Source organism: Nocardia farcinica (assembly GCF_029867845.1).
Classification (GTDB): Bacteria; Actinomycetota; Actinomycetes; order Mycobacteriales; family Mycobacteriaceae; genus Nocardia; species Nocardia farcinica_A.
On record NZ_JARWRU010000035.1, the window covers coordinates 1 to 1,104 of the forward strand.

The 1,104-nt window shown below is 67.5% G+C and carries 1 protein-coding gene and 1 pseudogene; both read left to right on the plus strand.

The features are described 5' to 3' along the window. Nucleotides 1-738 (plus strand): aldehyde dehydrogenase family protein (locus tag QH283_RS00515; protein ID WP_280501050.1); only part of this gene is annotated, 738 nt, incomplete at its 5' end. A 73-nt stretch (nucleotides 739-811) separates the two neighbouring features. Then, a pseudogene (locus QH283_RS00520) lies at nucleotides 812-1,104 on the plus strand (hypothetical protein); the annotation flags it as partial.

Here is a 1,104-nt window from a genome sequence, read left to right on the forward strand (position 1 = left end):
TGCGCCGTGGCGTGCGGCCGGCTACTGCGCCCGGTCACTCTCGAACTGGGTGGCAAGTCCGCCGCGATCCTTCTCGACGACGTCGATCTCGACGCGTCACTCGAGTCGCTGTTCGGTGTGACGTTCCTGAACAACGGCCAGATCTGCTGGCTGAACACCCGCGTCCTGGCCCCGCGGTCGCGCTACGAAGAAGTCGTCGACGCGCTCACCGCACTCGCCGAATCGTTGAAGATCGGCGATCCCCTCGATCCCACGACGAAGATCGGCCCGCTGGTCTCGGCTCAGCAACGAGACCGGGTAGAGGGTTACATCGCCAAGGGTCGCACCGAGGGAGCCCGGCTGACCACCGGCGGCGGACGCCCCACCGGGCTGGACACCGGATACTTCCTGGAGCCCACGATCTTCGCCGACCTCGACAACTCGGCCACCATCGCCCGCGAAGAGATTTTCGGGCCGGTGCTCAGCGTGATCCCGTTCGCCGACGAGAACGAAGCGCTCGCCATCGCCAACGACAGCGACTACGGCCTCGGCGGCTCGGTGTGGTCGGCGGACGTGGAGCGCGCCGCCGAACTGGCCGCGCGCGTTCAATCCGGGACCATCGGAGTCAATCACTACACCAATGACCCGGTAGCCCCCTTCGGCGGTATCAAGAGCAGCGGCATGGGCCGCGAACTCGGCCCCGAGGGTCTGCACACCTTCCAGCAGCTGCGCACGGTGTACCTGCCGCCCGCAGGCTGACCGAGGCTCCTGACCCGGCCGGTATAGCGTGTCCTACAGCACGTCCCTGAACGATGTGGAGAGTGTCGAGCCAATGGCGGTGATCGAACGGAACGGACCGGACTTCCAGGCCCAGGATGTGCGACGCTTTCTCGCTCGACTCCAGTCGGCCGGAGAAGAGCCGTTCGGTGCCGTCGCGTGCCGGGAAGCGTGTACGACGCTGGGCTTCTCCAAAGCGATGTTCTCCCGGGTGAGCGGCGCATCCTGGACACCGGAGCACGTCTATGTCAGGCCGGACCTCGAGGACGGTTTCCACGAACTCCGGCGTGCCGGCGACGGCCCGCCGGGTGCGCGGTTTCGGGCGCCCCGCGCGGGCGATCAGGGGCG